The sequence below is a fragment of the Marinimicrobium locisalis genome (assembly GCF_039822625.1).
In the GTDB taxonomy this organism is placed as follows: domain Bacteria; phylum Pseudomonadota; class Gammaproteobacteria; order Pseudomonadales; family Cellvibrionaceae; genus Marinimicrobium; species Marinimicrobium locisalis.
The window spans coordinates 229,486-247,224 of sequence record NZ_JBDLLG010000002.1; the positions used below are offsets into that span (position 1 = coordinate 229,486).

16 protein-coding genes are annotated in these 17,739 nt (G+C 60.1%); 8 read left to right on the forward strand and 8 right to left on the reverse strand.

What is annotated here, in order from left to right; genetic code table 11:
• The 3 genes from gmhB to glyQ are packed head-to-tail and all read right to left on the reverse strand — an operon-like array spanning position 1 to position 3,610.
• Positions 1–579 carry a D-glycero-beta-D-manno-heptose 1,7-bisphosphate 7-phosphatase gene (gene gmhB / locus AAE514_RS02745; protein WP_347329974.1) on the reverse strand — a complete coding sequence of 193 codons (579 nt, stop codon included), beginning with the start codon at positions 577–579 and terminating at the stop codon, positions 1–3.
• Positions 576–2,651, reverse strand: a complete 2,076-nt coding sequence (gene glyS / locus AAE514_RS02750) for a glycine--tRNA ligase subunit beta (protein WP_347329975.1) — start codon at positions 2,649–2,651, stop codon at positions 576–578. The genes gmhB and glyS overlap by 4 nt, the downstream gene beginning before the upstream one ends.
• Entirely contained in the window at positions 2,648–3,610 is a 963-nt protein-coding gene (gene glyQ, locus AAE514_RS02755; protein WP_347329976.1) for a glycine--tRNA ligase subunit alpha, read from the reverse strand. The genes glyS and glyQ overlap by 4 nt, the downstream gene beginning before the upstream one ends.
• Before the next feature lie 193 nt (positions 3,611–3,803).
• On the opposite strand from glyQ, the gene AAE514_RS02760 reads away from it, so the two are divergent.
• The 5 genes from AAE514_RS02760 (at position 3,804) to AAE514_RS02780 (ending at position 9,061) form a co-directional block, all read left to right on the forward strand.
• A complete protein-coding gene (locus AAE514_RS02760) occupies positions 3,804–4,667 on the forward strand; it encodes a lysophospholipid acyltransferase family protein (protein WP_347329977.1) in 864 nt (287 codons plus the stop codon).
• Between the two features lie 121 nt (positions 4,668–4,788).
• Positions 4,789–5,553: an ATP-dependent zinc protease family protein gene (locus AAE514_RS02765; RefSeq protein ID WP_347329978.1), complete on the forward strand. Its 765-nt coding sequence runs from the start codon at positions 4,789–4,791 to the stop codon at positions 5,551–5,553.
• A gap of 3 nt (positions 5,554–5,556) precedes the next feature.
• Positions 5,557–7,113 carry an inactive transglutaminase family protein gene (locus tag AAE514_RS02770; RefSeq protein ID WP_347329979.1) on the forward strand — a complete coding sequence of 519 codons (1,557 nt, stop codon included), beginning with the start codon at positions 5,557–5,559 and terminating at the stop codon, positions 7,111–7,113.
• Entirely contained in the window at positions 7,110–8,078 is a 969-nt protein-coding gene (locus AAE514_RS02775) for an alpha-L-glutamate ligase-like protein (RefSeq protein ID WP_347329980.1), read from the forward strand. Before AAE514_RS02770 ends, AAE514_RS02775 begins: the two co-directional genes overlap by 4 nt.
• A gap of 89 nt (positions 8,079–8,167) precedes the next feature.
• Entirely contained in the window at positions 8,168–9,061 is an 894-nt protein-coding gene (locus AAE514_RS02780; protein ID WP_347329981.1) for a chemotaxis protein, read from the forward strand.
• A 20-nt stretch (positions 9,062–9,081) separates the two neighbouring features.
• Here the strand turns inward: AAE514_RS02780 and AAE514_RS02785 are convergent, their stop codons facing one another.
• A complete protein-coding gene (locus AAE514_RS02785; protein ID WP_347329982.1) occupies positions 9,082–10,977 on the reverse strand; it encodes a trypsin-like serine protease in 1,896 nt (631 codons plus the stop codon).
• 227 nt (positions 10,978–11,204) lie between these two features.
• The gene (locus AAE514_RS02790) at positions 11,205–11,483 is read right to left on the reverse strand and encodes a hypothetical protein (protein WP_347329983.1); all 279 of its coding nucleotides are present in this window, start codon (positions 11,481–11,483) and stop codon (positions 11,205–11,207) included.
• A gap of 220 nt (positions 11,484–11,703) precedes the next feature.
• Between AAE514_RS02790 and AAE514_RS02795 the strand changes: the two genes are divergently transcribed.
• Positions 11,704–12,108 (forward strand): helix-turn-helix domain-containing protein, encoded by a 405-nt coding sequence (locus AAE514_RS02795; protein WP_347329984.1) that lies wholly within the window; start codon positions 11,704–11,706, stop codon positions 12,106–12,108.
• A gap of 12 nt (positions 12,109–12,120) precedes the next feature.
• On the opposite strand, the gene AAE514_RS02800 is transcribed toward AAE514_RS02795, so the two are convergent.
• Entirely contained in the window at positions 12,121–12,504 is a 384-nt protein-coding gene (locus AAE514_RS02800; protein WP_347329985.1) for a RidA family protein, read from the reverse strand.
• 239 nt (positions 12,505–12,743) lie between these two features.
• Between AAE514_RS02800 and AAE514_RS02805 the strand changes: the two genes are divergently transcribed.
• Positions 12,744–13,940: an MFS transporter gene (locus AAE514_RS02805; RefSeq protein WP_347329986.1), complete on the forward strand. Its 1,197-nt coding sequence runs from the start codon at positions 12,744–12,746 to the stop codon at positions 13,938–13,940.
• Between the two features lie 97 nt (positions 13,941–14,037).
• Positions 14,038–15,084 (forward strand): UDP-glucose--hexose-1-phosphate uridylyltransferase, encoded by a 1,047-nt coding sequence (locus tag AAE514_RS02810; protein WP_347329987.1) that lies wholly within the window; start codon positions 14,038–14,040, stop codon positions 15,082–15,084.
• A gap of 103 nt (positions 15,085–15,187) precedes the next feature.
• Here the strand turns inward: AAE514_RS02810 and AAE514_RS02815 are convergent, their stop codons facing one another.
• Positions 15,188–17,299 (reverse strand): RelA/SpoT family protein, encoded by a 2,112-nt coding sequence (locus tag AAE514_RS02815; RefSeq protein WP_347329988.1) that lies wholly within the window; start codon positions 17,297–17,299, stop codon positions 15,188–15,190.
• 57 nt (positions 17,300–17,356) lie between these two features.
• Positions 17,357–17,632, reverse strand: a complete 276-nt coding sequence (gene rpoZ / locus AAE514_RS02820; protein ID WP_347329989.1) for a DNA-directed RNA polymerase subunit omega — start codon at positions 17,630–17,632, stop codon at positions 17,357–17,359.
• Between the last annotated feature and the right edge of the window lie 107 nt (positions 17,633–17,739).

Consider the following 17,739-nt stretch of genomic DNA (forward strand, 5'->3'; position numbering starts at 1 on the left):
CTATTCCTCGCGGTGAGTTTCGGCATCGGCGGCCAGCTCATGGTCCGCCACTGCCTGCAGATCATCGAATACAGTAATGCGGGCGCACTCCTCAGGGCTGAGTTCGGACTCAAGTGCCGCCTCGGTAATGCGCCCACGACCGGAGCGCACCAGAACCAGCCGGCAGCCTTTGGTTAAACCGGCCTGCAAGTCCTTTAGGCGATCGCCTACGAAACAGGCGTCCTGAACAGAGGTGTTGAACTCCGCCTCGATGGCATCCAGCATTCCGGTATTCGGCTTGCGGCATTTGCAGCCTTCGTCCGGGTGGTGCGGGCAATAAAAAATCGCCTCCAGCTTGCCGCCGTGCTGCTCTACCAGGCCGGTAAGCTTGGCGTGCATGGCTTCCAGGTCTTCCAGGTCAAACAGACCCCGGGCCAGGCCGGATTGATTGGTGGCCACCACCAGCGTAAAGCCGGCCCGACTCAGTCGGGCAATGGCTTCGATGCTGCCGGGAATGGGCTCGCATTCATCGGCGGATTTGATGTAGTCACCGGCGTCTTCATTGATGACGCCGTCCCGGTCGAGAATGATCAGCTTCATGATTTGGTCGGAGCCAGCAGGGAAATGTCGGCCACGGCCAAAAACAGATCGCCCAACTGTTGCAGGAGTGCGAGCCGGTTGGTGCGCAGCTTTTCATCGTCGGTCATGACCATGACCTGGTCGAAAAAGCGGTCCACCGGTTCCTGTAGGTCCGCCAAAGTGGTCAGAGCGCGGGTGTATTGGCGCTCCTTGAACAGCGGTGCCACCTCTTGGGCTTTGGTCGAGACGGCGTTGGCCAGGGCCAGCTCGGCTTCTTCCTGCAGCAAGGTTTCATCCAGTGACGCCTCCGGAGCGCCGGACTTGCTCAGGATATTGGCCACCCGCTTGTTGGCGGCGGCCAGGGCCTGGGCCTGAGGCAACTGGTAGAACTCGTAGACCGCTTTCACCCGCAGGTCGATATCCAGCGGGCAGGTTACGCCTCGGGCGTTAACCGCCTGGAACACTTCCACGGGAATATCGGCGTCCTCATACCAGGCACGGAAACGCTCCAGCATATAATTCAAAATGCGATCCACCAGCCCGTCGGTATCGGTCAGGCCGGTGTGTTGCGCCACGGCTTGTTCCAGCAGTTGGCGCAGGTCCAGATCCAGCTCTTTTTCCACTAAAAGGCGCAGCACACCGAGGCTGGCGCGGCGAAGGGCGAAGGGGTCTTTCGAACCGGTGGGTTGCTGGCCGATGCCGAAAATACCGCTGATGGTATCCAGCCGGTCCGCCAGGGCGATAATGGCCCCGGTGGTGGTCTCGGGCAGGGCGTCGCCGGCGAACTTGGGCAGGTATTGCTCCATCATCGCCCGGGCCACGTCCGTTTTTTCGCCGTCATTGCGCGCGTAGTAGTAGCCCGCAATGCCCTGCATATTGTCGAACTCCAGCACCATTTCGGTGACCAGGTCGGACTTACATAACTGTCCGGCGCGCTCGGCCAGGGCCTGGTCGGCGTTGAGATCGCCGGCAATGGTTTTGGCCAGGGCGGCAATGCGCTCGGTTTTTTCAAACACACTGCCCAATTGCTTCTGGAAGACAATGGGCTTGAGTGCCTCGCGGCGGCTTTCCAGGGTGTGCTTGAGGTCGGTATCGAAAAAGAAGGCCGCATCGGCCAGCCGCGGGCGAATCACCCGCTCGTTGCCGTCAATGACCTGGGCCGGGTCTTTACTTTCGATATTGGCCACGGTGATGAAATGGGGCAGAAGCTTACCGCTGCCATCAACCAAGTGAAAATATTTCTGGTGCTCTTTCATGGAGGCGATCAACGCCTCGGCGGGCACATTGAGAAACCGCTTTTCAAAGTTACCCAGCAGCGCTACCGGCCACTCCACCAAGGCGGTGACTTCATCTAGCAGGTCCTCGTCGATCACCGCCAGCCCGGCCACCTTCTTCGCTTCGGCTTCCACTTGTTCGCGAATCAGCTCGCGCCGGGCGGCCATGTCGGCCATGACGTAACCGGTGGTGGCGAGCTTCTCCAGATACTCGCTGGCGCTGAACAGGTCCAGCTCGTGGTTGTAGTGAAAGCGGTGCCCGTAGGTGCACCGGTTGGCGCGCAGGCCCAGCACTTCGGCGTCCACAATTTCGTCGCCGTAGAGCATGACCAGCCAGTGGGCGGGCCGGACAAATTCAGTACGGCTGGCGCCCCAGCGCATCCGCTTGGCAATGGGCAACTTGGCCAGCGCGTCGTTGACGATGTCACCGAGCAGCTCCATCACGGGCTGGCCGCCGGCGCTGGCTCGGGCGACCAGTTTGTCGGCCTTGCCGTCGTTCTCCGTGGTCAGCTCGGCCACGTTGAGGTTGTTCTTTCGGGCGAAGGCTTCGGCGGCCTTGGTGGGGTTGCCGTCCCCGTCAAAGGCGATTTTGGTGGGCGGCCCCCAAGTGACCACCTCCTTTACCGGCGTCTGTTCGGCCAGGTCTTTCACCAGTACCGCCAGGCGGCGGGGGCTGGCGTAGGCGTCCAAGCTGGTGTGCTCCAGGTCCTGGGTTTTTAGCCCCTGCTGGATGCCGTCGCGCAGGGCGTTCATTAGGGTTTTCAGGGCTTTCGGGGGCAGCTCTTCGGTGCCCAGCTCAAATAGAAAATCGGCACTCATGATTCCTCTCCCTCCGCGGCCAGCAGTTCGTTGCGCAAGGCTTCGGGGGCCAGCGGAAAGCCGAGCGACTTGCGCGCCTCAAAGTAGGCTTTCGCCACCGCGCGGGCCAGGCTGCGCACGCGCAGAATAAAACGCTGGCGCTCGGTGACGGAAATGGCGTGGCGGGCATCCAACAGGTTAAACGCGTGGGAGGCTTTCATCACCATTTCGTAGGCGGGCAGCGGCAGGTTCTGTTCGATCAACCGTTCGCTCTCGCGCTCGCACACATCGAAACTGTGAAACAGAAACTCGGTGTCGGCTTGCTCAAAGTTGTAGTGGGACATTTCCACTTCGTTCTGATGGAACACATCGCCGTAAGTGACTTTGTCCCCGCTCGGGTTCACCGTCCATACCAGGTCGAAAATGGAATCGACCCCTTGGAGGTACATGGCAATCCGCTCCAGGCCGTAGGTGATTTCTCCGGTGACCGGGTAGCACTCCAGGCCGCCCACTTGCTGGAAATAGGTGAACTGAGTGACTTCCATGCCGTTGAGCCAGACCTCCCAGCCCAGCCCCCAGGCGCCGAGCGTGGGCGATTCCCAGTTGTCTTCCACAAAGCGGATGTCGTGGACCGCCGGGTCAATCCCCAGCTCGCGCAGCGAGCCCAGGTAGAGCTCCTGAATGTCGCTCGGGTTGGGCTTCAGGGCGACCTGGAACTGATAGTAGTGCTGCAGCCGGTTGGGGTTCTCCCCGTAGCGGCCGTCGGTGGGCCGGCGGCAGGGCTGAACGTAGGCGGCGTTCCAAGTTTCCGGGCCAATGGCGCGCAGGAAGGTGGCCGGGTGAAAGGTGCCGGCGCCCACTTCCATATCCAGCGGTTGTAGGATCACACAGCCCTGGCGGGCCCAGTAGGACTGCAGGGCCAGGATCAGGCCCTGAAAGGTCCCGATATCGGGTTTATCGGCGTTCTGACTGTCGGTCACGGGTAAGCTGCCTCCGAGCATGAGGTCGAGAAATTGGCTGCACCCGGAAGTGCATAAAACCGGCGATTATAGCGGTAGTTGGGGGGTGATTGGTACGGCCGAGGGGGTGATATCCGGTCTTTTCGTTCAGTTGGGCCGTTTTTTCCCGTAAACTGCGCGCAGTTTCCCCTTTTTATAAAACGTTGAATGGTTCATGAAAGAAAGGCTAGCGCTGTGGTTGTTAAAAGGGCTCGGCCGGCTGCCGTTATCGGTGGGTCGGGGCATTGGCGGCTTTACCGGTTGGCTGATGTGGTTAAGTAGTGGCCGCTCGGCCCGGATCACCCGAGAGAACCTGGAGACCTTCCGCCCCGACTTGACGGCTCGGGCGCGCGAGCGCCTGGTTCGCCAGAGCCTTACCGAGACCGGAAAAACCGTGGCCGAAGCGGCGGCGGTGTGGGCTCGCTCCTGGGAGTGGCTGCAGCGGCATATTGTGGCCGTTGAAGGTGACGAGGCCATTAAAGAGGCGCTCGCGTCGGGGACCGGCGTGTTGGTACTGGCGCCACACCTTGGCAACTGGGAAGTGGTGGCCCCCTTTTTGGCCAGTTACGCCCGGTTGACGGCGCTTTATCAGCCGCCCCGCCAGGCCGCGTTGGACCAGTTGATTCTGGCCGGGCGCAGTAAAGATAATATCGATATGGCACCCACTAACCGGCGTGGTGTCAGTCAACTGCTCAGGGCTCTCAAACGCGGCGAAATTGTGGGCATCCTCCCCGATCAGGTCCCAGAGCCGGGCAACGGCGGTGAAGTGGCGCCCTTTTTTGGTCGGCCCGCGCTCACCATGACGCTGGTCCACAGTTTGATTCAGCGCACGGGCTGTCGTGTGGTCAGTGTGTTTGCCCAGCGAGTCCCCGGGGGGTTCAAAATGGTCGTGCTGCCGGCGGATGAGCGTATTTATTCCGAAGCGGTAACCGAATCGGTGACTGGGCTCAACGCCAGCGTGGAAAGCTGTGTCTTGCGAGCGCCCACGCAGTATCAGTGGGAGTACCGGCGCTTTCGCCGCGCGGACGTTAAATCATAACCTCCGCGCGCTCTGGCCTTCGAATTTGGCACATTTAAACCATGAAATTTATGAGTATCCACCGCTGTCCTGGCGCGCTACGTTACACTAGGCGGATTCTGTCAAATCTAGGAAGAGAACCATGAATCACTGCTTGTGGAAATCTCTGCTGCCGATTGCTGTGGTGTCGTTTTTGAGCGCCTGCAGTTCCAACTACGCGCTGGTGAAAAAGTCGGATGTCAGCACGGCAGAACAATGTCTGTTGGCGCAGCAAACGCAAAAGGAAACCATTGCCCGGCAACAGGAGCAGCTCTCCGAGGCCCTGAGCTTGCTGCAGCAGGCCGTGGAGTTGCAGCAACAGGGCGATACCGCCTTGCGTGGCTTTATGGAAGAGGCGCGCCGGGGGCTGAATGAGGGGGCCGCTCCGGAGTGTCGTCCGGCGTCCGTCGCCCGGGGGGCAACGGCCAATATCGCGCTGGACAAAACAGTGGTGGGCGCGGCCGAACCCGTACTGATCACGGACCTGGACATCATTGTGCCGGCACGCGTGGATACCGGCGCCGCTTTGTCTCAGTTAGACGCTCGGGACATTGCGTTTTTTGAGCGCAACGGTGAAGAGTGGGTCCGCTTCTATATTGCTGACCCCGACTCCGAGGAGACGATCGAGGTGGAGCGCCCGCGTTTGCGCACCTCCCGGGCTTCTTCAGAAGAAGGGACGCGCCGCCCGGTGGTGGAAATGCGCATTACCATCGGGTCTCTCACGCAAATGGCGGAACTAGTGCTTATCGATCGCAAAAAGCAGGACTTTCCGCTCGTGGTTGGACGCAACGTACTGCGCGACTTAATGCTGGTGGATGTGGCCCGCAAAAACATTACCGAGCCAGAACGGCAAACGGGTGGACACTGAGGAATGACCCAGTCCCGTGTTCCCTTTTACCTGATTGTGGCCGGCCTGGTAATCACGGGCTTGGCGACCGCCTGGGCCCGGCATGTGGAAATGGAGCTGCCCTTCTTCCCGGGCGAGCGGCGTCCGGTCTGGTTGGTTGAGGCGCGGGTGGACTTTCGGGCGATGGGCGATGAGGTGTTGGTCAGCCTTGATTTACCCGATAACCCCCCCGGTTTTCGGATTCACACCGAACATGCCACCTCCCCCGGCTACGGCTTTTCCATCATTGAACAGGATGGCGACCGTCGGGGAGAGTGGTCCAAACGACAGGCCGTCGGCGCTCAAACGCTGTACTACAAGGTGCAGTTGATTGGAGGCGTGCCCGAATCCAAGGAGGCGCCTGCCGATTCCGGTGCGTCCTCCCCTTCCGCGCGCTCGGTGTACTGGGAAGAGCCCCAGGAGACGGCGGCCAGTCAGATGCTGGCTCAAGCCCTGTCCACCTCCAGTACGCCGGAAAGCCTCACCCGTGAGCTGATCAAACGCCTGAATAGGCCCTCGGCGGATCAAAACGCTTCCATGTTATTGGAGGCGGTGGGCAGCCGCTCGCAGTTACTGGAGCGGCTACTGAATCAGGCTACGATTCCCGCGCGGCAGGTTATGGGCCTGTTCCTGGAAGATGCCCGACGGCGCCAGACCCTCACACCCATGGTGGAGGCCTATAACGGCGAAGAATGGGTGCTGTTTAACCCGGAGACCGGCGAGCAGGGCGTCCCCGATCATTTGCTGCTCTGGCATCGGGGCGGGGAATCGCTGATTGATGTGGTGGGGGGAAGCAATTCCGGTGTCAGCTTCTCGATGATTCGACAGACCGTCCCGGCCGAGGAGCTGGCGGTGGCCCAATTCAGCAACAGTGCCTTTGCGTTGCTCGGCGTTCAACAACTCCCCATTGAAGAGCAAAGCATGTTCAAGATGCTTTTCCTGCTGCCTTTGGGGGCGTTGGTGGTGGTGTTTATGCGCATCATCGTTGGCCTCAAAACCTCCGGTACCTTTATGCCGGTGTTGATTTCCCTGGCGTTTTTGCAGACCTCACTGTTCCCGGGCCTGATCAGTTTTATCGTGGTGGTCTCCCTTGGCCTGATGCTGCGCAGCTACCTCTCACACTTGAATCTGCTGCTGGTGGCCCGCATCGCGACGCTGGTGGTGCTCGTGATTTTCCTGATATCCATGTTGAGCCTGGTGGGCTATCAGCTGGGGTTCAGCGCCGGCATGACCATCACCTTCTTCCCCATGATTATCATCGCCTGGACGATCGAGCGTATGTCCATTCTCTGGGAGGAAGAAGGGCCCAGAGAGGTGGTCATTCAGGGCGGCGGCAGCCTGCTGGTGGCGGTCATGGCTTACTTGTTGATGCGCCTGCCCATCGCCAACCATCTGAGCTTCAATTTCCCCGAACTCAACCTGGTGATTTTGGCCCTGATTATGGTGATGGGGCAGTACACCGGCTACAAGCTGTCCGAGCTGCGGCGGTTTAGGGCCATGGCCCTTGAGCAGGAGGCCGCCTCGAAGGAGCGCAAACCATGAAGTGGATCAGCCCCTGGCGGCTCAAAAAACTGGGCATTCTGGGGATGAATGCCCGCAACCGGGATTTCATCGGCCGCTACAATACCCGGCAAATGTATCCACTGGTGGATAACAAGCTGAAAACCAAGCTGCTAACCGAAGAATATGGCTTGGCGACGCCAGCCTTGCGGCTGGTGGTCTCTGAGCAACACGCCATCAGCCATATCGAACAGCAGCTGTATGACCTGGACGGCTTTGCCATCAAACCGGCCAAGGGCTCTGGCGGCAAAGGCATCCTGGTGATCACCGGTCGCCACGGCGAGAACTTCATAAAGGCTTCCGGCGCGGAGATCGGCATCGAGGAAATCCGGCGCCATATGTCCAATACCCTCGCGGGGCTTTATTCACTGGGGGGCAAGCCGGACGTGGTGATTGTCGAAGATCTCATTGAGTTCGACGATATCTTTGATGGTTATTCCCACGAAGGCGTGCCGGACATACGCATTGTGGTGTTCAAGGGCTACCCGGTGATGGCCATGTTGCGCTTGGCGACCCACGCCTCCGACGGCAAAGCCAACCTGCACCAGGGGGCGGTGGGCGTCGGCTTGGACATCGCCACCGGCCGCTGCCTGAAAGCGGTGCAGTTTGGCTTGGGCGTGAGTTTGCACCCGGATACCAAGAAACCCCTGAATGAAATTAAAGTCCCGGGATGGCGGGATATGCTGGTTCTCGCCTCTCGCTGTTACGAGATGACAGGCCTGGGCTACATCGGCACGGATATCGTGCTCGACAAAAGCCGGGGGCCGCAGCTGTTGGAGCTCAACGCCCGCCCGGGGCTGGCCATTCAGGTGGCCAATGGGCTGGGGCTGGTGCCCCGGCTGCGCGAGCTTGAAACGCTCAAACTCCGCCAGCACAAAACCCCAGAGTCTCGGGTAGACTACGTAATGGAAACGTTCGCCGAGCCGCTGCCCGCTAAACCTGCCTAGTCCGATTAGAAACCCCTTGGGTTTTTGCCCTTTTGGCCGATATAGCCTAGTGCAAAGTGAAAGAAGCAACCCAATGTGTGAGAGACCCCATGAACGGTAAGGCCCAGCACACCCAAAAGCTGTTGCTGTTTAAATTGACGCCCACCCAGAGCTTCGCCATGGGAACGCTCAAGGTGCGTGAAATCATTCCCTATACCCGGCTGAATCGGCTTCTGCAGGACCACCCCGCCGTTCTCGGAGCGACAACGGTGCGTGGCACCACCATTCCGGTCATCGATATGGCCGCGGCCGTGGGTTACAAGCCGCTGACCGAGGAGGAAATGCAGCGGGGGTCAATTATCATTACCGACTGCCAGCGCAAGGATATTGGCTTCCTGGTCCGGAGTATCGATCGAATCGTCGATGCCGACTGGAAATCGGTCAAACCCCCGCCGGAGATGTTGGGCAAACGGGCCTTTGTCACCGGGTTGTGCATGGTCGATGATCAAGCGATCCAGCTCATAGACCTGGAACTGCTGTTCTCTCAAATCTATCCAGACCCCCCGGACCGACGACGGGCGGTGTTGACCGACCCGCAGCGGGAGCAGCTCAGGCACCTGAATATCCTGTTGGTGGATGACTCCCACGTCGCGCGCAAACAGTTACAGGACGCCCTCGACAGTGTGGCCATCCCCTACCAGGTATTAACGAACGGGGGGAAGGCTCTGGAACGTATGCGCGAGGCGGCGAAGGACCACAATGCCATCGATATTCTGGTAAGCGACATTGAAATGCCGGGGCTCGACGGCTACGAACTGGCCTTCAGCGTGCGGGACAACAAAGCGCTCAAACACACTTACATTATTCTGCACACGTCACTGAACAGTGAAATGAGCGTCAGTTATGCCCATCAGGTGGGGGCCAACGAAGCCCTGACCAAATTCGACGCGGAGGAACTGGTCCACGCCATGCTGCGTGGGGCCAACGCGCTTACCGGGGACTGAGCCCCGGCATCGCGGCCACTCTACTGGCAGATTTCACCAGTGACCGAAGGGTTTGTTAAGTTTTTCGTGGCACTGCGGCCCATAAAACGAACCCGGGCGCGTTCGCCGGCGCCCAGGGAGCGCTCGGCCCAGCGGTAGGGGTTGTGGCCCACCATGAGCGCGTCGGCGGCGTAAATATCCGTGTCTTCGGGGTACTCCCAGCCGACAGCCCAGTCCTCCATCGGCTCTTCACTTTGGTTGTGAACCGTTACTTGGCCAAGGAAGATTTCCCCGAACTGCATGAGTACCTTGTGTTCGCACGACGCCGGGGGCGGTGCCACCTGGTAGGGCTCGTAACTGACCGACAGCTGTCCGTTCGAAATGTCGCTATAGGTGCGCACCAGCACGTGGTAGCGGCCGGGTTCGGCCACCTCAAACAGGCAGGTTTCCACCTCACCCTCTCCCCCTTGGGAGCGGCAGTCGTACTCGTCTTCGGTGGGCACCTCTGCCCGGCGAACGTACAAGTCCGGATCGCCGGATTCGGCGGAAAACTGGAATTGCAGGTTGGAAACACGCTCCTCTACATCCAGGTGCATGGTCAATTCGGTGTTTTCAGCCAGGGAGAGGCCGTTGACCGTCTGATGGTTTTCCAGCGCTTCCAGGGTGTAGTCGCCTCGCAAAGTGACGTCGTCGAAGCTGGTAAAGCCCTCAACAATCACCGTGTAAGTGCCGGCCATGGCATCGTTGAAGGTGCACTCTTCATCGTTGTCGGCCACCGCCGGGTAACACGCCTCGTTTAAGCTGTTCGGGTATTCGCCATAGTGCACTCGAAGGTCCGCATCCCCCGTGCCGCCATTGATGGCCACCCGCATGTAGGCGGCGGTCTCGGGCACGTGGAAGTGGAACCGAAGGCGTTCGGTAATATCACCGGAAAGCCCGCGTATGGGGGTGTCCTTCTCCAGTTCGGCGACCTCGGGCCGCGGTGAATCCATTGCCTCTTCAATCCAGTCCCGGTGGGCATCGGTGCGGGCGTAGACGCCATAGTAGCCTGGCAGAGCGCACTGATCGTGCCCCCAACTGACGACGCCGATGCTGTAGTCCTGTCCGTCCACGGTCAGGGTTAGGGGCCCGCCGCTATCGCCAAAACAGGAGTCCTTACCGCCCTCTCTGAAGCCGGCACACAGCATGCTGTCGGTCACCGCCTCCGGTCCGTACAACTCCTCGTAGGCCTCCTGGCACACAGCGTCATCGACCAGGGGCACCTCCACTTGTCGCAAGTGGGTGGGGTAATCTCCCAGGTTGTTGAGCGCCCCCCAGCCCGAGACACGCGCCCGTTCGCCGGGCCGAGTAGCGGCCAAAATGTCGGGTGAGGCCAGCGCCAATGGCTCAATTGTTTTGGGGGCGGGTTCAGCGAGGCGCACCAAGGCTACGTCGTGGTTGAGGGTGGATGGGTCAAAGTCGGGGTGGACAATGACCTGCTCCACGGGAATCCAGAAACCGCCCTCCCCCCACAGTTCGGTGCTATTGAGAAACACATCGAATGACCCTTGAACGCAGTGGGCTGCGGTGAGTACCCATTCAGGATCGATTACCGCGCCACCGCAAAAGTGCCCGTCTTCCACGTCTTGTAGGGAGACCTGATAGGTGCGCTCCCCCTCGGGCGTGCGTTCACCGCCCACAATTCGAGGGGTGAGCGTGGGGGCCGCAGTGGTGAAGGAACTGTTCTCGCTATCAAGGTGGATGCCACGGGCTTTCAGCGTTCGCTCCAGCTGCGTTAACGACAAAGGGCGAGCCGCGCCTGGGCGAGCGTCTTGTTCGGGTTGTGGCTGTTCACTAAGTTCAATAAGGGAAGTGGCGGTCGCGTTGGAGGCCGAACCGCAAAAGGCGATCAACAAACCGGTCAAAAGTGTTGTCGACGATAGAATCCGAAAGGGCATTGACGCTCCTTATACCGCTGGTGGAGAGTAAAAGTGGGTGCAAATGGAGTCCTCTCCTTGGTCGACTCCGTTCGCGGTAGCAGTATATAAAGTCACCCAGGGGGGTGGGTAGATTTTTGGATGCCAAGGGGCAGATTTTTTTTGAATATACGGCCCCGCTCCTCGGATCAAGACCCACTAAGCCGGGGCCTAGGTCCGTTACAGGACAAGCGGGGGCCCTAGAAGGGTTAGTGCCGCTCCTGCCGCTCGATCGGCACGCGTGAGCGAACGCTGCTCAGGTGATTGCGCATCTGACCAATATGCTGCTTGAGGTATTCTGAATAGGAATGGATACCGCCGAGAGTGGCTGGGTCGATGCAGTCACTGCGCTGAAGAATGGAGACCACCGCGTCACACAAAAAGGCGCAGCGGTCGCTGAGTTCCGCCAGGTCGTCATCGAAATCCAGCAGTTCCAGTCCGACGCTGCCATTTCCTGCCAGGCGATTGCTTTGAATGATGTCCGACACGGCGACTCCTCCGTTAGCCCGATCATTGCGGTTACCGCTATCGACCCTCGAGCGCAACGACAACGTAGCCGTGGACGAGAATTGGCAAGAAACGCAATGATTCGTGTACAAAATGGAAAATTACACTATTAGTGTTGATGCCAGAATCATAGCGGTTCGCTAGCATACCCGTCAAGCGTGTAAAGTATGATGATAAACCCGCCAAAGAGAATCCATTGGTATGCCGAAACCGCTCGTCCACGAACTCGACCGCCACTTGGGAGCCCGGCTGCGCAAGCTCCGACAGCAACAAGGCATTAGTGCGGCCATGCTGGCCGAGGCGGTGGGGCTCACCCAGCAGCAGATTTCCCGCTACGAAAACGGTGAGAATAAGTTGGCGGCGGTGCAGCTTTACCGAATGGCCAGCTGCCTGAACACCCCATTGGCGTGGTTCTTTCAGGGTGCGGAGCAAATTGAGGAGGCGCCGGCCATTCGTGACCGACGAGGTGTGTACCGAGTGGAGCCGGCCTCTGGTGAGGCCGCTCTGGAGGAGGAGCTGTCCATACTGCGGGCGGTGTGGCCGACATTGGGCCCCGAAAGGCGCGCCGCGCTCTTGCAGTTGCTCGATACGCTCTCGGTGAAGTAGTGCCCGCGACCGCTAGAGCACCATTACCCCTTCGGCCTCAAACAACGCGCCCTTGGGCAGTTGGCTGATGCCTACCGCCGCGCGCGCTGGGAAAGGCTCCCGGAAATAGCGGGTCATGACTTCATTCACCACCGCAAAATTATCCAAATCAGTCAGGTAAAGGTTCAGCTTGACGATATGGTTCAGGCTGCCGTTGGCGGCTTCACACACCGCCGAGAGGTTCTTAAACACCTGTTCCGCCTGGGCTTCGAAGCCGCCCTCCACCAGCGTCATGGTCTCTGGGTTCAGGGGAATCTGACCTGACAGGTAAACGGTGTTGTCCACTTTGACCGCCTGGGAATAGGTGCCGATGGCGTCCGGCGCCTGCTTGCTGTGAATCACGGCGCGATTGGTCATAAGGGAGTCCTTGCATCGTTGGGTTAAGGAGAAAACCGTTAAGTATAGAGGAACCACCCCGCCCGGAGCCAGCCGCATGGGCTACTAGCGTGGAGCGGTATTTAGACGAATCCTGTACAATGCTCGCCTTTGTGGTACCTACCACCCTAAACCGCTTTTCCCTAACAACAAAAGCTCGCCTTGTCCGCTGGCCCTTCAGCGTGACCCGGGCGGGTTTTTGCCCAACTTTGGACCCGTGAATGACAGCCCCCACCCCCGCCGCCAGCCCTACACTCACCAAAGCCCAAATGTGGCTTATTGAAATCGCCCTGGCGGTGGGCGGCTTCGGTATCGGCACCGGTGAGTTCGCTACCATGGGGTTGATGCCGGGTATCGCCGAGGGATTGGGCGTCAGCGAGCCCCAGGTGGGCCACGTCATCAGTGCCTATGCGCTGGGAGTCGTGGTGGGTGCACCCCTGCTGGCGGTCTTTGGGGCCCGGCTGTTCCGGCGGCATTTGCTGATTGGGTTGATGGGTTTCTATACGCTGGCCAATATTGCCAGTGCCCTGGCCCCCAGTTACGAATCCCTGCTGGCCTACCGCTTTATTGCCGGCTTGCCTCACGGTACCTATTTCGGGGTGGCGGCCCTGGTGGTGGCGAGCCTGGCTCCGCCCAGTGACCGGGGCAAAGCGGTCAGCCGTGTGATGATTGGCCTGACCCTGGCCGTGCTTATCGGCAACCCCTTGGCGACTTGGCTGGGGCAGTCCATCAGCTGGCGCTACGCCTTCGGGATGGTGTCGGTCATTTCCCTGCTTACCGTCGTGCTTATCGTGATCTACCTCCCGCTGGATCGCCAGCAGCCGCGCAACAGGCCCATGGCGGAGTTGAAGGCCTTTGGCCGGCCTCAGGTCTGGCTGGCCCTGATGATTGGTGCCACGGGTTTTGCCGGGGTTTTCTGTGTGTTCAGCTATCTGGCGCCTACGTTGCTCTATGTCACGGAGGTGGAAAAAGGCTGGATCCCCATTGCCATGGCCACCTTTGGGGCTGGGGGTTTTCTGGGGAATATAGTCGGCGGCTGGCTGTTCGATAAGTTCCGGTTCAAGGCCGTGGGTGGTGCCCTGCTCTGGAGCCTAGCGGTCTACTTGATTTTTCCCTCGGCGACCCAGGAGTTGTGGAGCATCTTGTTGATGACCTTCCTGGTGGGCACGGTGGCGGCGGTGTCCCCACCACTGCAGACCCATCTGATGGACGTGGCCGTGGGAGCACAGACTCTGGCCGCCGCCTCCCACCATGCGGCGTTCAACACCGCCAACGCCATTGGACCCATGCTGGGTGGCTTGGCAATTTCCGCCGGGCTGGGCTGGAGCGTCACCGGTTATGTCGGAGCGGCTACCGCCGTTGCGGGGCTCGTCTTCTTTGGGCTGGCCTGGCGCTTGGAGCGATCAACCGCCCAATAAACTATAAATCATATTTATTATGGAATCCGTGCTCACTCTTGGATAAGCTGGCGTCTGTCGATCACGCTGACGTTGGATTGCCAGAGGAACGCCGACCATGACCGCCCCGTTTGACCCAACCGAGCACCCGCACCGCCGCTTCAATCCGTTGACCGGCGACTGGGTGTTGGTTTCGCCCCACCGCGCCAAGCGCCCCTGGCAAGGGCAATCCGAAACGCCGGATCAGGCACCGCGGGCCCCCTACGACCCCGGCTGTTACCTGTGCCCGGGCAACACCCGCGTCAATGGGGAGAAAAACCCCCGCTACGTGTCCACCTTCGTGTTTGGTAATGACTTCGCGGCCTTGCAGGCGGATACGCCGACCACAGAGAACAACGACCCTTTGTTCCGCATGGCCGCCGAGCAAGGCTGTAGCCGGGTGATCTGTTTCTCGCCGGACCATAGCAAGACGTTGCCGGAACTGTCTCAGTCAGAGGTGGAAGCCGTTGTGCGCTGTTGGCGGGAGCAGAGCGCGGAGTTGGGGCAAACTTACCAATGGGTTCAAGTCTTTGAGAACAAAGGTGCCGTGATGGGCTGCTCCAACCCCCACCCGCACGGTCAGATTTGGGCCCAGACGCAACTGCCGACCCTGGCCCAACGCAAAGCCGAACACCTTACCGAGTATCGCCAGCGCGAAGGCAGCGCCTTGCTGGAAGATTATGTCGCCCGCGAGCTCAGGGCCGGTGAGCGGGTAGTCTGCCAGAACGAGGATTGGCTGGTGGTGGTGCCCTACTGGGCTGCCTGGCCCTTTGAAACGCTGCTTCTACCCCGCTTTACCGTGGCCCGCCTGCCGGCGTTGAGCGAGGCCCAAAGCGCGAGCCTCGCCGACATCTTGCGCCAGATCACCGCGCGCTACGACAATCTGTTTCAGGTCTCTTTCCCCTACTCCATGGGTTGGCACGGCGCGCCTTTTGATGGTGAAGCCCACCCTGAATGGACCCTCCACGCTCAGTTTTTCCCGCCCCTGCTGCGCTCGGCCACGGTACGCAAGTTTATGGTGGGCTACGAAATGCTGGCCGAAGCCCAGCGCGACCTGACCCCCGAGCAGGCGGCGGAGCGCCTGCGGGCGCTTCCCCCACACCACTACAAAACGAACGAAGGGTAGTGCTCAGCCGGCGACGGAGCTGCGCGCCAGTTCGTTGCCGCTGGGTTTGGTGAAATGAAAGCGTGATCCCGGGGCCTGGGAGCAAGGTGTAAACAAAAGGAGGTTAGTTCTTGGCGCGGTTAATCCGCAGCACAAAACTCAGGTTGCGGGCCCGGCGCATGATATTGGCCAGGTGCACGCGGTTATGCACCCCGATGCACAGGTTGATAACGCTGTTGTGGGCATCGCGCTCGTTGACCTTGATGTGCTCAATGCTTCCGCCCTGTTCGGTCACCCGGGTGGCAAGAGTGGCGATGATGCCCCGCTCGGATTCCACTTCCACCCGCACATCCACCAGGAACTCTCCCGAGACGGTCGGCGCCCAGTTCACGTAGCTAATTTTCTCGGGCTTGTGGCGCAGCTCGGTAATGTTGCGGCAGGTGTCTTGATGCACGACCAAGCCTTTGCCCGAGCTGATATGGCCGATGATCGGGTCCCCGGGGATAGGGCGGCAGCAGCGAGCGAAGGTGATCATCATACCTTCGGATGAATCGATGGTCAGGGGCGAGTAGATGCTGCCGCTGGGCGGGTTCACCTCGGCGTCGGGCTGTAACAGCTTGGCGACCGCTTGGGCCACGCGGTTGCCGAGCCCGATATCTTCCAGCAGCTCTTCCATGGAGTTCATCTGAGTGGCGATCAGGAGCTGGCGTTGCTGCTCTTCGGTCAGCTTGCTCAGTTGCAAGCCCACCTCACTCAGGGCACGGCTGAGCAGTCGCTTGCCCAACGCCACCGACTGGTGATGGCGCTGGTGTTTGAGGAAGTGCCGGATGGCGCTACGAGCTTTACCCGAAATGGCGAAGTTGAGCCAGTTCGGGTTGGGCTGGGCCCCCTGGGAGGTAATGATGCTGACCTTCTGCCCGCTTTGCAGCGGCTGGGACAGCGGCGCGAGCCGACCATTGACCCGGCAGGCCACACAGTTGTGGCCAATGTCGGTATGGACGGCGTAGGCAAAATCGATGGGAGTGGCGCCGTGGGGCAGCTCCACGATTTCGCCTTTGGGGGTGAAAACGTAGACCTCGTCGGGGAAGAGGTCGATTTTCACGTTTTCAATGAATTCCAGCGAGTCGCCCGCCCGGCGCTGCATTTCCAGCAGGCCCTGCACCCACTGGCGCGCGCGGTTGTGGCTGATGCTTTCATCCGCCCCGCTGTTCTTGTAGAGAAAGTGGGCGGCAATGCCGTTGTTGGCCATTTCGTCCATTTCCTTGGTGCGAATCTGGACTTCGATAGGCACCCCGTGCATGCCCAGCAACACCGTATGCAGAGACTGGTAGCCATTGGCTTTGGGGATGGCGATATAGTCCTTGAATTCGCCCGCCACCGGTTTGTACTGGTTGTGTACCACGCCCAGCACGCGGTAGCAGGTGTCCACGCTGTCCACAATAATGCGGAAGGCGTAAACATCCATGATCTCCTTGAAGTACTTTTTCTTCTGTCGCATCTTCTCGTAGATGCTGTACAGGTGCTTTTCCCGGCCGATGACCAGGGCGGTGAGGTTTTCCCGGTCCAGGCGCTTTTCGATGGCGGTTTGGATTTGCTCCACCAGCTCCTTGCGGTTCCCCCGGGCCGTTTTCAAGGCCGCGTGCAGCCGGCTGGCCCGCAGCGGGTGCATGGCGTAGAAGCCCCGGTCCTCGAATTCGAGGCGCATGTCGTTCATGCCCAGGCGGTGGGCGATGGGGGCGTAGATTTCCAGGGTTTCCTTGGCGATGCGTCGCTTCTTGTGGGGCGGCATGGCTCCCAGAGTACGCATGTTGTGCAGCCGGTCGGCGAGCTTCACCAGAATAACCCGCAGGTCATTGGCCATGGCCAGTGCCATTTTCTGGAAGTTCTCCGCCTGCTTTTCGGCGTGGGATTCGAACTCGATCTGGGTCAGCTTGCTCACCCCATCCACCAGCTCCGCGACCGTGGGGCCGAACTGCTTGGAGATGGCTTTTTTGCTGATGGCGGTGTCTTCAATCACATCGTGCAGCATGGCCGCCATCAGGCTTTGATGGTCCATATGCATGCTGGCGAGAATATCGGCGACCGCGAGGGGGTGGGTAATGTAGGCTTCGCCGCTGCGACGGTTTTGCCCGTCATGGGCTTGTTCCGCGTAAAAGTAGGCCCGCTTCACCAAATTGATTTGGCTGTACTCGAGATAAGATGAAAGCCTGTGACTCAAGGCTTCGATCGTTTGCAAGGCCGTCCTCCAAATGGGGCCGGGTGCGGACCCGGCCGGGGCTGTCAGGCGAGGAGCTTACTCGTGGCCGGGTTGCGCCTCGGTCTCCTGAATATGTTCTTGCGAGGGTGCTTCGTGGCGCACCGGCTCGTCCGCTTCCAGCAGCACGCTGGCATCGATCAGCCCTTCTTCAATCTCGCGCAGGGCGATCACGGTGGGCTTGTCGTTCTCTTCCGGGACCATGGGGTCCTTGCCGCCCACGGCGATCTGGCGGGCGCGTTTGGCGCTGACCATAACCAGTTCGAAGCGGTTATCAACGTGGTCCAGACAATCTTCAACAGTAATACGTGCCATAGAGTTACATGCTCACAGTGTTAATCTGGCGGCGGGCCGGCCGGCTTTCAAGCCAGGGCCGTCCCGTCGCGGGGAAATCGAACCAAGTATTGTACACAATTCGCGCG

Bases quoted from the DNA above. Each gene is read 5' to 3' on its own strand.
- gmhB (WP_347329974.1), bottom strand. From the start codon at position 579: ATGAAGCTGATCATTCTCGACCGGGACGGCGTCATCAATGAAGACGCC.
- glyS (WP_347329975.1), bottom strand. From the start codon at position 2,651: ATGAGTGCCGATTTTCTATTTGAGCTGGGCACCGAAGAGCTGCCCCCG.
- AAE514_RS02760 (WP_347329977.1), top strand. From the start codon at position 3,804: ATGAAAGAAAGGCTAGCGCTGTGGTTGTTAAAAGGGCTCGGCCGGCTG.
- AAE514_RS02765 (WP_347329978.1), top strand. From the start codon at position 4,789: ATGAATCACTGCTTGTGGAAATCTCTGCTGCCGATTGCTGTGGTGTCG.
- AAE514_RS02770 (WP_347329979.1), top strand. From the start codon at position 5,557: ATGACCCAGTCCCGTGTTCCCTTTTACCTGATTGTGGCCGGCCTGGTA.
- AAE514_RS02775 (WP_347329980.1), top strand. From the start codon at position 7,110: ATGAAGTGGATCAGCCCCTGGCGGCTCAAAAAACTGGGCATTCTGGGG.
- AAE514_RS02780 (WP_347329981.1), top strand. From the start codon at position 8,168: ATGAACGGTAAGGCCCAGCACACCCAAAAGCTGTTGCTGTTTAAATTG.
- AAE514_RS02785 (WP_347329982.1), bottom strand. From the start codon at position 10,977: ATGCCCTTTCGGATTCTATCGTCGACAACACTTTTGACCGGTTTGTTG.
- AAE514_RS02795 (WP_347329984.1), top strand. From the start codon at position 11,704: ATGCCGAAACCGCTCGTCCACGAACTCGACCGCCACTTGGGAGCCCGG.
- AAE514_RS02800 (WP_347329985.1), bottom strand. From the start codon at position 12,504: ATGACCAATCGCGCCGTGATTCACAGCAAGCAGGCGCCGGACGCCATC.
- AAE514_RS02805 (WP_347329986.1), top strand. From the start codon at position 12,744: ATGACAGCCCCCACCCCCGCCGCCAGCCCTACACTCACCAAAGCCCAA.
- AAE514_RS02810 (WP_347329987.1), top strand. From the start codon at position 14,038: ATGACCGCCCCGTTTGACCCAACCGAGCACCCGCACCGCCGCTTCAAT.
- rpoZ (WP_347329989.1), bottom strand. From the start codon at position 17,632: ATGGCACGTATTACTGTTGAAGATTGTCTGGACCACGTTGATAACCGC.